The organism is Citrobacter sp. MGH104 (assembly GCF_001034485.1).
GTDB lineage: Bacteria > Pseudomonadota > Gammaproteobacteria > Enterobacterales > Enterobacteriaceae > Citrobacter > Citrobacter freundii.
Genome location: NZ_KQ089818.1, coordinates 3,386,103 through 3,397,978 on the forward strand (window position 1 = coordinate 3,386,103; position 11,876 = coordinate 3,397,978).

Genomic DNA, 11,876 nt, shown 5'->3' on the forward strand with positions numbered 1-11,876 from the left:
CGTGAAAATACCGGCCTGGTGCCGGTATTTTTTTATATTGAATAGAATGAGTCGTGAGGTAGCAGGTGCGAATATTGGCTGTAGGAATAATGATCTTCTTCCTGAGCGGATGCGGCAGCATTATTAGTCGTACCATCCCAGGGCAAGGACACGGAAATCAATACTATCCTGGCGTGCAATGGGATGTTCGGGACTCGGCATGGCGCTACGTCACGATCCTCGATCTGCCATTTTCGCTGGTGTTTGATACGTTGCTGCTGCCGCTCGACATACATCATGGACCTTACGAGTAATTATCGCTCATCCCATTCATCGGCTGCGGTCTGCCCCTCTTCGGTATCAAGGGGAGGTTCCAGCTGGAATTCACCTTCATCCCATTCGTGAAGCGTATTTTCTTCCTGCCACTCCTGGCGAATTTCAATTTCATCATAGTCGCCATCAAAAACGCTCTGAGCCGCTTCTCCGCTCAGCATTGGTAGACATTCACCATCTACATCATCCTCGTCAGCAAAGAATTCCGCCTGCCACATAATGTCGCCATCCTGTAGCACGTATTTTTGGATGCTTAGCTGTTGAACGCTGGCATCGTCTGACTCAAGGTCAGGGTTATCAGCCAGAAACACTTCACGAGCCGCATCAATAGCCTCTTCCAACGTGGCATAAAAATTCATGTCATTCTTTGCCATATTTCTTCTCCTAAGGCGAACAATAAAGGGGGATGATTCAATCTATAGACGGCGATCCGCAGAGCGTCAAACCCGTTAGCTGCGAGATGATTACTGCCTGCAATGCCAACGAGAGCAGGTGAAAGTAACTTCGGTAGTTTATGAAAAAATTTACATTGGCAGATACTGAAGCCGACGTAATATCAGGAAAAAAATTCAAGAAAAAAGAGTAATGTATGTGGTTTGCAATGCAGTAATGAAAATCAAATAAATAAAATCTGGCGTTATATTAGAAAATCTTCAGTTTTAAACACCATTTTTTATGTGTTTTAGAGGGGGAATGCGAGCGCTTATGAATTAATATTGCATAACTCAATCAAAGTAAAGGAGAAAATTAATGCCCAATACGGAAGTGTTGCAGAGGTAATCAATGAAAGTGGCTAAACTTAGTGGTGTCTCTGGAAGTGACAAAGTGTCTTTTGTATATAGAGGTTGTGAATGGTGTGAGTGATACTAAAATAGTATACATAATAAAATATTATTAATGACAAAGGTTATAAATCTATAAGAAACCATTAAATAAGAAATGAATTAATGTTATTGAAATTGTGCGGGTATAATAGTTTGCAAAATCTTATGCTTTATTATATAAAATGCAAAATTAAGAATTACCTTAAGGTTGTTATGGATAACTATAATTCAAATAATGGAAGGTTAATGGCTTTCTATATAATCTGTTTGGCTAGCTATGTTCTTGGTGGTTTGTGTCTTACACAATTTAAATTAACGATGCAAAGTGTCCCACAAACTGTATATCTGATTATAATTGTAGGGTTGTTCTTTTTATATGGAATAATTTTCCTGTTTATGTTATTTCAGTATCTTTGTAGAAAAGATCTCACCTGCCTCATGATATTAGGCATGGCGTTTCTTGGCAATAACATATTTTTCGTCGAGACTATCTACATCGTTCAGGACTTGATTAATGATCATGCATCAATCGAAAAAAGAACTAACGATATAGCTATATTCTATTACTTTCGGCAGATTAGTTTCATCGCTCTGCTATTTGTTTCATTGAAATCTTATAAAATATCATCGACAGTTATTGAAACCAAAGAAAGAGAACCTTGCTATATCGTTCTGTCATTTTTAATTATGCTAGTGATCGCGGTGATGGCGCACACTCTGGCCAGTTACAACCCTAATTTTACACTCGAGATAACAAGCCTGAAGCCTGATAATGTCACGGTGCACTGGCATATTGGGTACATTTATTCGCTTATTGTATCCTGGGGACTGGTCCTGTTGTATTTAATCATTAAAACCAAAACGCACAACATCTTGTGGAAAAGTATAGGGCTACTGTGTTGCTCAGCAATATTGACCAATGTACTACTTCTGAGCCTGGATGAATATAGCATGTATATTTGGTATGTTAGCCGGGGGATTGAGGTGATAAGTGCCCTGTGTATAATCTCAATACTGATGTACAACACCTTCATCATCTTAAAAAAAGAAAGGGACTCAGCTATTAAAGACGCAATGACTAAAATATATAATCGTAAGCTATTCTATAAGTCATTAAAATCATCATTAGCAAAAGGTGCAGTGTGTGTAATGGTTCTGGATATTGATAAATTCAAACGGATTAACGATACTTACGGTCATCAGGAAGGTGACAGAGTAATAATCAGCATTGTCGATATTATCAATAAATCAATCAGAGATACGGATATTTTTGCCAGAATAGGTGGCGAAGAATTTGCGATCCTTCTTAAGTGTAACGATCAAGATGAGGCAATTGTTGTTGCAGAGCGAATTAGGCGAAATGTCGAGAATGGTACGACAATACCAAATTCATATGAGTTAAAAGAAAAAATGACGATAAGTATCGGTGTATATTGCAGTAAAATTGATGATGAATCAGCGGATAAAGTTGTTTCATATGCTGATGCCGCTTTGTATGAAGCCAAAAATTCTGGCAGAAATAAGGTGTGTTACTATTATCATTAAGACTGAAATATATGTCATGTGAGATAAGTTTATTATTCTGAACCTGCGAATATAAATATATAAATCATCCCGCGACTTCTGTACTCCGACGACGGCGCAGGCTATTCCACGAGTACAGGGCGTTGAACAGTACGACTCCTGCGGTCACACAGAATACAGCACGAAAACCGTAGTTGGCGGATATCGCTGCCCCCATTAGAGGCCCTGTTACGTTACCAATGTCGCGAAATGACTGGTTATAACTGAAAATACGTCCAGCGATTTGATTAGTCGAGTTATAGACCAGCAGCGTTTGTACCGCCGGGAGCAGAGCGCCGTCGGCCGCCCCCAATAAAAAGCGCAGAATACCAAGCTGCCAGGGCGTCTGGACAAATGACATTGGAATTAGCAGTAACACGGAAACGATCAGCGCGACGATCAGGATCTTCTCCGGGCCAATCCGATCGCCTAATTTGCCAAGTTTAGGGGCGCTGATTAATGCCGCAACGCCGGGGACTGAGGCTATCATCCCACTGATAAACGCAATATTGCCGACGTTGCCAGCCAACTCTCGAACGTACAGTGTCAGTATTGGCGCGATAGAACCGGTGGCTACCTGAATGATCAAAGTGGTGACAAACAGGCTCAGCACCAGTTTGGGGTTCTTTAAAGAGGCCACGACTTCACGAATGTGCAGCATTTCCTTCTTGCTCACTGGCTGGAATCGCTCGCGGATAAAAAATAGCGTCAAGATGAAGCAGACCAGCAGCACGCTGGCGGTGATGAAAAATACGGGGCGCAGTCCGTACTGATCCGCGAGGAGGCCGCCCGCCAGCGGCCCGAGCAGTGCGCCACTAACACCACCGGTGGAAAGCGTTCCCAGTGCCCAGCCGCTTTTATTGCGTGGAACCTGGGTGGCGATCAGTGCATTCGCATTGGGGATGAATCCACCAAGCAGCCCCAACAAGGCGCGCAGGATCAAGAACTGCCAGATATTTTGCGCCAGTCCCATCAGCAGCATCACAACAGCCATACCCAACGCAGAGCGTAGCAGCATGATTTTTCGCCCCTTGCGATCGGCAAGGCCACCCCAGAAAGGAGAGGCGATGGCGGAAAAAAGAAAGGTGATGCTGAAGACCAGGCCTGACCACATATTCAATGCGCTATGTCCCGTGACGCCGAGACTCTCGACGTAAAGGGGCAAAAAAGGCATGACCAGGCTAAACGCTGCGCCGGTTAAAAAACAACCTAACCAGGCAACGGTGAGGTTGCGTTTCCAGTTTATGGGAGCATCTGAGGGTGACATAGCGTTCCGCAGTGTGGCGCGCTGTTTGCGCTATCGATTGAATATAAGTAAGCAGGCTAATTATGCGCCTGGTTGATAGTTGCTGCAATGCGGATAGCAGTTAAACCTAAAGCAGGCAGGGAAGGTGTTGCAGCCCACAGGACTGCAACAGTGTTTTAGTACAGGGAAGGAGAACCTTCAGGGCGCGTCTTGAAGCGACGATGCAGCCACATATACTGCTCTGGCGCCATCATGATGCATTGCTCAACAATTTTGTTCATCCACGCGGCAGTGGTCTCTGCGTCGTCCAAAGGCGGTGAACACTCCGGAGGCAGCATAATCAATTGATACCCTTTACCGTCAGGTTTGCGGCGAGGAACAAACGGTACCAGGCAGGCATTGGACATGCGCGAAAGCATCCAGGTCCCAGAGGTTGTTGCGGCTTGTTCAACGGCAAAAAGTGGTACAAACACACTGGCACGAGGGCCGTAATCGTGATCCGGCGCGTACCAGACCACTTCGCCCTTTTTCAACGCTTTAATCATCCCTTTCAGGTCTTTACGATCGAGCATTGATTTATTCGAGCGCATACGGCCCCAGGTTTGTAGCCAGTCGAGAAGCGGGTTGTCGTTAGGGCGATACACACCAATACCCGGCTCCTGCAAACCAAACTGACGCGCACCCAGTTCCAGAGTCAGAAAGTGCAGACCCACTAATAGGATCCCGCGTTTTTGCGCCTGAACGTCACGGATATGTTCCATCCCGATCACTTCAGTCCAGCGTGAAATACGCTTATCGGACCAAAACCAGGCCATCCCGGTTTCCATTACGCCCATGCCCACTGATTCGAAGTTCTTGACGACCATCTGCTGGCGTTCCTGCTCACTCATCTGCGGGAAGCACAGTTCCAGATTTCGGGAAACAATTTTTGCCCGACGTTTCATCAAACGTAGCGCCAGTCGACCTAATGCACAGCCCAACTTAAAGAGGATGGGGTAGGGTAACTGCACGATTAACCAAAGGATGCCAATACCCAGCCAGGTTAACCAATAACGTGGATGCAGTAACGCAGCCGAAAACTTGGGTAAATTCGTCATGTCTATCCTGTCTTCAAACGACCAATTCCCTGTATTGTCGCATTTTTTCGCGCGTATCAAAAATTTGTGACGGGAGAACGGTGATTAATTCTGCAATTGTTGTTGCAATTTTATAGTGAAGTATGAAATGTAGCGTAAAATGTGTGGATGTAAATTGGCGATGTTTGCTTTATTATGCCGCCGATTTTCATTTATTCCCTATTTGCAGGATACGTACACCATGCCAGTGTTACACAACCGCATTTCGAACGACGCCCTCAAAGCCAAAATGCTGGCCGAGACCGAGCCGCGTACGACGATCTCATTCTATAAATATTTCACCATTGCCAATCCTCAGCACACGCGTGATGCACTGTACCAGATGTTCACCGCATTGAACGTCTTCGGGCGAGTATATCTTGCCCATGAAGGAATTAATGCGCAAATCAGCGTACCGCAAAGCAACGTCGAGGCATTTCGCCAGCAACTCTATGCGTTTGATCCTGCATTGAACGATTTACGTCTGAATATTGCGCTGGATGATGACGGTAAATCGTTCTGGGTACTGCGTATGAAAGTCCGTGAACGTATCGTGGCGGATGGTATTGACGATCCAGACTTTGACGCCAGCAACGTGGGGGATTATCTCAAGGCAGCAGAGGTGAATGCCATGCTTGACGATCCTGAAGCGGTATTCATTGATATGCGCAACCATTATGAATATGAGGTGGGTCACTTCGAGAATGCGCTGGAGATCCCGGCAGACACATTCCGCGATCAGTTGCCGAAAGCTGTTGAAATGATGCAGGCGCATAAAGATAAAAAAATCGTGATGTACTGCACGGGTGGGATCCGCTGTGAGAAAGCTAGCGCCTGGATGAAACACAATGGATTTAGCAAAGTCTGGCACATTGAGGGCGGTATTATTGAGTATGCCCGCAAGGCGCGTGAGCAGGGACTTCCGGTGCGTTTTATCGGTAAAAACTTTGTCTTTGATGAGCGCATGGGCGAAAGAATCTCTGAAGATGTTATCGCACATTGCCATCAGTGCGGCACGGCGTGCGATAGCCATACTAATTGCAAAAATGATGGCTGCCATCTGTTGTTTATTCAGTGCCCGGCTTGTGCGCAGAAATATAATGGCTGCTGTAGCGAGCTGTGTAGCGAAGAGAGTGAGTTGCCGGAAGAGGAACAACGGCGTCGTCGCGCTGGGCGTGAAAATGGCAATAAAATCTTTAATAAATCACGTGGTCACCTGAATACCAAACTGGGTATTCCAGACCCTGCGCAATAGTCGCTATGCCGGATGGTGGCTTGAGCCCCATCCGGCCATTCATGCGTTACTTCTGTTGCACACCTTCCACTGAGATGATCAAATCGACTTCCTGCGACGCCGGACCGAGATCGGTGGTGATGTTGAAATCCTTCAGCTTAATCTTACCTTGCGCTTCAAAACCAGCGCGCGTACCGCCCCAAGGATCGCCACCCTGACCGATGAGCTTCGCGTCCAGCGTAACCGGTTTAGTAACGCCGTTCAGGGTCAAATTACCGGTGATATCCAGGTCATTACCTTCTTTCTTCACGCTGGTGGAGCTGAAGGTCGCCTGCGGGAATTTTGCTACGTTAAGGAAATCTGCGCTGCGCAGATGTTTGTCACGTTCGGCGTGATTAGTGTCAACACTGTTGGTGTTGATGGTTACGTTAACCTTATCGGCTGCGGGATTTTTCTCATCAAAGGTAAACGTACCGTCGAAATCTTTAAATGTGCCGTACAGCCAGCTGTAACCCAGATGCTGAATACGGAAATTAACAAAGGCATGCTGTCCTTCCTTGTCAATTTTGTAATCTGCCGCCACGGCCGACCCGGTGGTGAATAACAGAGAGGCGAGTGTAAGTCCCAGCAGGTTTTTTTTCATTTTAAGCTCCATAGTCAGATGACGATTTTCCCAACATGCGATTGAGGGTATCGTCGTTATCAATAAAGTGATGTTTCAGGGCCATCAGTCCGTGCAGTAGGGATAAAATCACCACGGTCCACGCAAGCCACAGGTGCAAGCTACCGGCGAGGTCGGCCTGAGCACCTGCGTTGGCAACGGTGGCTGGAATGTCGAACCAACCAAAGACGCTTATCGCTTTGCCATCTGCGGTGGAAATTAGATATCCGCTGATGACAATTGAAAAGAGCAGCAAATAAAGTACGAGGTGACCCATTGCCGCTGCGATGCGGGTTAAACGGGAGTAGCTTGCCAACGCAGCAGGCGGAGGGGAGAACAACCGCCAGATAACGCGGATAACCAGTCCCATCATGAGTAGGATGCCGATGCTTTTATGCAGTTCAGGGGCCTGGTGATACCAGCCGTCATAGTAGCTAAGCGTGACCATCCATAAGCCCAAGGCGAACATGCCATATACAGCAATTGCAACCAGCCAATGTAATGTGGCTGACACTACGCCATAGCGCTGTGGACTATTTTTGAATTGCATAAGCACACCGATTTATATTTCAGAAGTGAATGAAAATGGCGTGTAAAAGACATTAATGCAACTAATAAATAACAATGGTGATGATATTTATTTTTTGTTCAGTAAAGTTGACTGATTATTGAATTAATCATCAAGGGATTAGTGTGAGAATAGGTGGGAGTGCTTGGTTTATGGGTGGTTATGATTTTTGTTATTGTTCAGTTTATTGCAATGAAATTAAGCTAATTTCAATTTTTGTCAATTATTGTCAGCGCGCAGGAATCAGAAAAACATAATATATATTACATCCATAATGGCCAGCAGCGACCATAAAATAATGTAGAGCATAAGATGCTCGCGAATATTATTAACCAGATAGTGAAAGATACGACGCATTGACGTTATTCCTGTCATTAAAAATGGCCTCACCATCGAGGCCATTCATTTATTATCACTTAAAACGGCTTAGCCTGAAGGGGGTCAGGTCAAAGTCAGACGGTTTGTCCTGAGCGAAGTTTGCCGCAATCTCTCCCAGAACAGAGGCAAACTTAAAGCCATGTCCGCTTAGCCCGGTAATGATTAGCGTGTTGTCGTGCGCTGGCAGAGTATCGATAATAAAGTCTTCATCCGGTGAATTATCGTATGTGCAGGACGCGCCGTGCAGGCAGCAGCCAACGCCCGGCAGAATTGTGCGCAGGAATGGGAAGGCTTCAGAACCATCGCTGGCTACAGCGGCAAATGGCTTACGCTCATCAGCAGAGTGAATGACTTGTCCGCCGTTGTGCTTACCAATTTTCAGCTCGTCGTTTTCTGCCGGGAAACCGTAGTATTGATCGCCATTTGGCAGCTCGCCGGTGAAGGCTGGGAAGTTATTCTTAACGCTGTAGCGCCCATCGGCCTGATACCAGGCGAACACTTTGCGCACCGGTTGTATCGGTAGTTCAGGGACTAAAGCCTGCACCCAGGTGCCGGCGCTGATCACTGCTTTTTTCGCGTGGTAGTCACCGTCAGCCGTTTCTACCGTGATGCCATCATCACCGTGATGAATTGCGCTGACCGGGCATTTAAACAGTTGCGCACAGCCGGCTTCTTCCGCCAGACGGATCCAGGTTTTAATTGCTAACTCACTGCGTAAAAAACCGGACTCTGCTTCAAACAGACCGATATAGTTGTCAGGTACACGAATCTCCGGCCAGCGCGCCATGATGGCTGCCGCATCCAGTTGTTCAACGTTAAGTTGCCACTGTTTGGCGCTTTGCGCTGCAGTCGCTAAGAAGGTGGACTCTGCCGGACCGAGGTTGATAACACCGGAGCGAACAAAAATCGGTTCTTCATTATGGGTGGACAGTTCATCCCACAATGTTTGCGCACGTAGTACCAGCGGAACGTATTTTTCACCTTCGCCATAAGCATGACGAATTAATCGAGTGTCGCCGTGGTGGCTGCCCTGCTGATGAGGAGGCATATGTGCATCGATCATCAGAACCTTCAGACCGGCACGAGTGGCATAGTATCCAGCTGCGGCGCCTACTGAACCGCTGCCAATAATGATTAAGTCGTATTTCATCCGCTTCTCTCTGCAATCGCGATAGTAGCAGGTTAAATAACTGACCCGGAATATTCAACCTGGAAATAAGAAAGGCACCGTTAAGGTGCCTTTTGATGGTTGGATGTATCAGGTTTAATGTCGCTGATACTCATTTACCTGGTAATCGCCAGATTCAATTTTGGCGATTCCTGCTTCTAATATCGAAATAAATTGCCTGGCAACATCAGTGGTTAACCAGAGCGTTTGACCAACTTCAGTCCCATCCGGGTCAGGGCGATTCGGGGTCTGGTAGTGCAAACGCAGCATCAGCGCATCGTAGCTATCAACAGTGCTGATGTCCCACCCTACAAGCGGATGAGTCTGAATGACTTCATTATTCTTTTCCATCATGCCCCCTAATTCGTGTTACTAGACAACGGTTTTCGAGGTTCAATGCGTTTTTTTCTGAAGCAACTTCAGTATATCAATAAATAAGGGTATTCATTGAAAATTTAAAGAGGGAAGGGCATAAATTTTTTGTTTTCAGCGTTATCTGACTAAGAAACCAACATGTTATTCATTTTTTTTTAGTATGTTGCACAATTATTTTGTTGTATTGGTTAAAAGATAATCGGTGGGTTAATATTAAATTAAATACTCGTCAGAAGAAATGCGCGATTGATTACAGGATTGTGTGTATAAAAAAGCCGGGGCGACCCGGCAAACAAACATCACTGCATATCATTATTTATTCGTTGATGAACCAGTCATCCGCGCTTTCCCAGGTTTCCTGTAGGATCTCGCTGATGCGTTCTTTGTCCTCTTTAGTCGCGCCAATAACCGACAAATTGTTTGCGCCGGCATAACGGACGGTAACGTTACCTTCGTTATCTGGAAAATGGTGCTGAATACGGCGGGAGAGTTCACCTGCCAGTGCGTCAATTGCACCGGCAGGTAAAGGTGAAGTTTTGGCAATAGTGACTTCAATACGCATAGTAGCCCCCTGTGGAATATACTGTTTATTTATACAGTTATTCGCATCAGTTGGCTACACTTTTTTTAGCTTTTTACTGACCAGCGTACCGTTTCGCCACCCAGGAAAGGCACCAGCGTATCGTCTTCCAGTGCAATGCTCTCAGGAACCAGGTGCTCCACGCGTTCCAGCTCAATAAAGGTCTCATTTACCGGCAAGCCATAGAACTGTGGGCCGTTGAGTGAGCAGAAGGCTTCGAAATGGTCGAGCGCATTCATCTCTTCAAACACGGTGGCATAGCTGCCCAGCGCGGTCGGTGCATTAAAACAGCCCGCACAGCCACAGCTTGACTCTTTGCGATGACGAGCGTGCGGCGCTGAGTCGGTACCGAGGAATGCGCGCTTAAACCCGCTGGCAACCAGTTCACGCAGCGCCTGTTGGTGGACGTTACGTTTGAGGATTGGCAGGCAATACAGGTGAGGGCGAATCCCGCCAACCAGCATGTGGTTGCGGTTAAACATCAGGTGCTGTGGCGTAATGGTCGCAGCCAAAAGTTCGTTACCATCGCGCACGTATTCGGCAGCATCTTTGGTGGTGATATGCTCGAACACCACTTTCAGCGAGGTCAAATGCTGACGCAGCGGTTCCATCACCGTTTCAATAAAGCGTGCTTCGCGATCGAAAATATCGATATCTGCATGCGTGACTTCGCCGTGCACCAGCAGTGGCATACCCAATTTTTCCATCCGCTCCAGCACCGGCATGATGGCGTCAATAGAGGTTACACCATGCGTCGAGTTGGTGGTGGCATTGGCTGGATAGAGTTTTGCCGCGGTGAATACGCCTTCGTTAAATCCACGTTCCAGCTCGTTGGGATCCAGCGTATCCGTTAAGTAGCAGGTCATTAATGGCGTGAAGTCGTGTCCGGCAGGTACCGCGTCAAGAATGCGCTGGCGATAAGTGATAGCCGCGTCAACCGTGGTGACGGGCGGTGCCAGGTTCGGCATGACAATGGCGCGGCCATAAACCTCACTGGTATAGGACACGACAGTTTTTAACATGTCGCCATCGCGAAAGTGAAGATGCCAGTCGTCTGGGCGGCGGATCTTTAAAACCTGGGATGGTGCAGTCATCAATATGCTCCGGCTGAGGATGGTCTTTTTTGCCGGAAACAAAGGATAAGCGGAAACGTTTTCGTTTGCACGAAAAAAAAGGGCGCATCAGCACCCTCAGTTTTATTAGTCGGTGAACGGGATGATGATTTCACCCGGTTTGACCTCAATACCTTTCGCCAGTTTTTTCGCCAGCGCTTCACCCTGGCTGCTGTCTTCCTTCAGAATGTACGCTGGCTGCTGGTTGAAATAGTTACGCAGCGACTGATTTAAATAAGGCATCAGGGTTTGCAGTACTGACTGCATTTTCTCTGGCGTGACGGTGGCGTCGACGACTTCCATCTCTTGCAGATAAATCGCGCCTTTTTCTTTATTGAAAACCGGTAAGGCTTTCAGCTTCAGCTTCATGGTCGCTTTCTGACTGCCAAACAGGGAGTTCATGTCCAGGTTGGCATCGCCGGTCAAGGTTACTTTGTTTGGCTCTTCACGACCAATCTGGCTGGCGAGATTATTCAGTACGATATGTGCTTCAGCAACGCCGGGCAAACCGATGTCTTTTGAAAAGTTATTATGCTTTGCCAGGGCTTGATTAATTTCTTGCTCGCTAACCGTGTATTGCGTGAGTTGATTACAACCAACCAACAGGCCGCTGACAATCAGTGCAGCGGCAAAAAAAAACTTTTTCATGGGGTTCCTCAACATGATGCATGTGGCGTAATCGTGACACAAAGCATCATCGAGTACCAGCGCCCCGGACGCCAGCAGAAAAAACTGAAAAG

General features: G+C 46.8%; 14 protein-coding genes. 3 read left to right on the top strand and 11 right to left on the bottom strand.

Features of this window, described 5'->3' with window-relative positions; translation table 11 throughout:
- Positions 1-65 precede the first annotated feature (65 nt).
- Complete coding sequence (locus SK34_RS15875) at positions 66-293, top strand: YceK/YidQ family lipoprotein (RefSeq protein WP_003832117.1); 228 nt, start codon at positions 66-68, stop codon at positions 291-293.
- Here SK34_RS15875 and SK34_RS15880 read toward each other — a convergent pair whose 3' ends face one another.
- Complete coding sequence (locus SK34_RS15880; protein WP_032936472.1) at positions 294-671, bottom strand: MysB family protein; 378 nt, start codon at positions 669-671, stop codon at positions 294-296. It abuts the gene before it with no gap.
- 678 nt (positions 672-1,349) lie between these two features.
- Between SK34_RS15880 and SK34_RS15885 the strand changes: the two genes are divergently transcribed.
- Positions 1,350-2,681, top strand: coding sequence for a sensor domain-containing diguanylate cyclase (locus tag SK34_RS15885; RefSeq protein WP_174329782.1), 1,332 nt, complete (start codon positions 1,350-1,352; stop codon positions 2,679-2,681).
- 64 nt (positions 2,682-2,745) lie between these two features.
- On the opposite strand, the gene mdtG is transcribed toward SK34_RS15885, so the two are convergent.
- Together mdtG and SK34_RS15895 are read right to left on the bottom strand one after the other, a co-directional pair.
- On the bottom strand, positions 2,746-3,966 hold the full coding sequence (mdtG, locus tag SK34_RS15890; RefSeq protein ID WP_048233434.1) for a multidrug efflux MFS transporter MdtG: 1,221 nt from the start codon (positions 3,964-3,966) through the stop codon (positions 2,746-2,748).
- Positions 3,967-4,121: 155 nt separating this feature from the next.
- Positions 4,122-5,042 (bottom strand): Kdo(2)-lipid IV(A) acyltransferase, encoded by a 921-nt coding sequence (locus tag SK34_RS15895; RefSeq protein ID WP_003036136.1) that lies wholly within the window; start codon positions 5,040-5,042, stop codon positions 4,122-4,124.
- A gap of 220 nt (positions 5,043-5,262) precedes the next feature.
- Between SK34_RS15895 and trhO the strand changes: the two genes are divergently transcribed.
- On the top strand, positions 5,263-6,315 hold the full coding sequence (gene trhO, locus SK34_RS15900) for an oxygen-dependent tRNA uridine(34) hydroxylase TrhO (protein ID WP_044700698.1): 1,053 nt from the start codon (positions 5,263-5,265) through the stop codon (positions 6,313-6,315).
- 46 nt (positions 6,316-6,361) lie between these two features.
- Here the strand turns inward: trhO and SK34_RS15905 are convergent, their stop codons facing one another.
- The 8 genes from SK34_RS15905 to SK34_RS15935 all read right to left on the bottom strand — a co-directional run bounded on the left by SK34_RS15905 (position 6,362) and on the right by SK34_RS15935 (position 11,784).
- A complete protein-coding gene (locus SK34_RS15905) occupies positions 6,362-6,937 on the bottom strand; it encodes a YceI family protein (RefSeq protein ID WP_003832130.1) in 576 nt (191 codons plus the stop codon).
- Between the two features lies 1 nt (position 6,938).
- Positions 6,939-7,505: a cytochrome b gene (locus SK34_RS15910; RefSeq protein WP_048216629.1), complete on the bottom strand. Its 567-nt coding sequence runs from the start codon at positions 7,503-7,505 to the stop codon at positions 6,939-6,941.
- Positions 7,506-7,766: 261 nt separating this feature from the next.
- Positions 7,767-7,880 carry a YceO family protein gene (locus SK34_RS24055; protein ID WP_003036148.1) on the bottom strand — a complete coding sequence of 38 codons (114 nt, stop codon included), beginning with the start codon at positions 7,878-7,880 and terminating at the stop codon, positions 7,767-7,769.
- 55 nt (positions 7,881-7,935) lie between these two features.
- Positions 7,936-9,051, bottom strand: a complete 1,116-nt coding sequence (solA, locus tag SK34_RS15915; RefSeq protein ID WP_003836779.1) for an N-methyl-L-tryptophan oxidase — start codon at positions 9,049-9,051, stop codon at positions 7,936-7,938.
- A gap of 114 nt (positions 9,052-9,165) precedes the next feature.
- Positions 9,166-9,420 carry a biofilm formation regulator BssS gene (gene bssS, locus SK34_RS15920; protein WP_003036154.1) on the bottom strand — a complete coding sequence of 85 codons (255 nt, stop codon included), beginning with the start codon at positions 9,418-9,420 and terminating at the stop codon, positions 9,166-9,168.
- Between the two features lie 340 nt (positions 9,421-9,760).
- Positions 9,761-10,006 (bottom strand): DNA damage-inducible protein I, encoded by a 246-nt coding sequence (gene dinI, locus SK34_RS15925; protein WP_003036157.1) that lies wholly within the window; start codon positions 10,004-10,006, stop codon positions 9,761-9,763.
- A gap of 65 nt (positions 10,007-10,071) precedes the next feature.
- Positions 10,072-11,118 carry a dihydroorotase gene (gene pyrC, locus SK34_RS15930; RefSeq protein WP_048233437.1) on the bottom strand — a complete coding sequence of 349 codons (1,047 nt, stop codon included), beginning with the start codon at positions 11,116-11,118 and terminating at the stop codon, positions 10,072-10,074.
- 105 nt (positions 11,119-11,223) lie between these two features.
- Entirely contained in the window at positions 11,224-11,784 is a 561-nt protein-coding gene (locus SK34_RS15935) for a lipoprotein (RefSeq protein ID WP_003836774.1), read from the bottom strand.
- Positions 11,785-11,876: the final 92 nt, after the last annotated feature.

What these genes read in the sequence shown, in the direction of transcription:
- SK34_RS15910 (WP_048216629.1), bottom strand. Translation starts at nt 7,505, where the DNA reads ATGCAATTCAAAAATAGTCCACAGCGCTATGGCGTAGTGTCAGCCACA.
- pyrC (WP_048233437.1), bottom strand. Translation starts at nt 11,118, where the DNA reads ATGACTGCACCATCCCAGGTTTTAAAGATCCGCCGCCCAGACGACTGG.
- SK34_RS15935 (WP_003836774.1), bottom strand. Translation starts at nt 11,784, where the DNA reads ATGAAAAAGTTTTTTTTTGCCGCTGCACTGATTGTCAGCGGCCTGTTG.
- SK34_RS15905 (WP_003832130.1), bottom strand. Translation starts at nt 6,937, where the DNA reads ATGAAAAAAAACCTGCTGGGACTTACACTCGCCTCTCTGTTATTCACC.
- SK34_RS15895 (WP_003036136.1), bottom strand. Translation starts at nt 5,042, where the DNA reads ATGACGAATTTACCCAAGTTTTCGGCTGCGTTACTGCATCCACGTTAT.
- dinI (WP_003036157.1), bottom strand. Translation starts at nt 10,006, where the DNA reads ATGCGTATTGAAGTCACTATTGCCAAAACTTCACCTTTACCTGCCGGT.
- SK34_RS24055 (WP_003036148.1), bottom strand. Translation starts at nt 7,880, where the DNA reads ATGCGTCGTATCTTTCACTATCTGGTTAATAATATTCGCGAGCATCTT.
- bssS (WP_003036154.1), bottom strand. Translation starts at nt 9,420, where the DNA reads ATGGAAAAGAATAATGAAGTCATTCAGACTCATCCGCTTGTAGGGTGG.
- SK34_RS15880 (WP_032936472.1), bottom strand. Translation starts at nt 671, where the DNA reads ATGAATTTTTATGCCACGTTGGAAGAGGCTATTGATGCGGCTCGTGAA.
- mdtG (WP_048233434.1), bottom strand. Translation starts at nt 3,966, where the DNA reads ATGTCACCCTCAGATGCTCCCATAAACTGGAAACGCAACCTCACCGTT.
- solA (WP_003836779.1), bottom strand. Translation starts at nt 9,051, where the DNA reads ATGAAATACGACTTAATCATTATTGGCAGCGGTTCAGTAGGCGCCGCA.
- trhO (WP_044700698.1), top strand. Translation starts at nt 5,263, where the DNA reads ATGCCAGTGTTACACAACCGCATTTCGAACGACGCCCTCAAAGCCAAA.
- SK34_RS15885 (WP_174329782.1), top strand. Translation starts at nt 1,350, where the DNA reads ATGGATAACTATAATTCAAATAATGGAAGGTTAATGGCTTTCTATATA.